This is a genomic window from Leeuwenhoekiella sp. CH_XMU1409-2 (assembly GCF_037029365.1).
In the GTDB taxonomy this organism is placed as follows: Bacteria; Bacteroidota; Bacteroidia; order Flavobacteriales; family Flavobacteriaceae; genus Leeuwenhoekiella; species Leeuwenhoekiella blandensis.
Genome location: NZ_JAYMEI010000055.1, coordinates 1 through 728, shown reverse-complemented (window position 1 = coordinate 728; position 728 = coordinate 1). Strand labels below are relative to the sequence as shown.

Below are 728 nucleotides of genomic sequence, written 5' to 3'. Positions count from 1 at the left end.
GGGCTTTGTTTTTACGAGTTGTAGAAGCGACCGCATCAACTGCGCGTAGGTTCCTCCTCAAATTGAGGAGCAAGCATTAGCGTATTAGTCTGAATTACTGCATCAGAAACAGCTCCATCATATACCAAAGAATATTTTAAATGTGCTTCTCCACTTCCCCCATATTCAATATTGCCCTGATCTCCTGAATTATTAACCAAAATTGTATTTGCAACGAGCAAGTCTCCACCGTACAAGGCTATACCCCCAGCATTTGACGCTGTGTTATTGGCAAGCGTACAGTTGATTAACTCCATATTTCCTATCCCCCCCACAGCACCTCCAAGGTCAGTTGCCTGGTTATTATAAAAAAGACAATTAATCAATTTTGAAGTACCGCCAAAACTTATTAGTCCTGCCCCACCTCCATTACTCCCATCTCCTACTGCCTTATTGTTACGCAGTATACTGTTCTTCAGCGTAAACATACCACCTTGTCCTACATACACACCACCTCCCGTTCTCCCTATTGATAGCTGGCTCTCATCTGAGGGATCATCTGCATAGGAATACTCTACTATAAAACCATCAACAATAATATCAGGAACTGTCACCGTAACAACAGAGTGACTATCCCCTGGATCTGCTATTGCGTTTTTATTGAGATCACCACTCAAGACAGTAGGGCTTGCATTTCATTCTTATAAATCTTTACCGAATAAATATATTCACCTTTGGCGTATGCTTTT

Annotated in this window: 1 protein-coding gene; it reads right to left on the bottom strand. The window is 41.6% G+C overall.

Annotated features, from left to right (window positions below; genetic code table 11):
* Positions 1–35: 35 nt before the first annotated feature.
* On the bottom strand, positions 36–656 hold the full coding sequence (locus tag WA338_RS18850) for a hypothetical protein (protein ID WP_336094566.1): 621 nt from the start codon (positions 654–656) through the stop codon (positions 36–38).
* Positions 657–728: the final 72 nt, after the last annotated feature.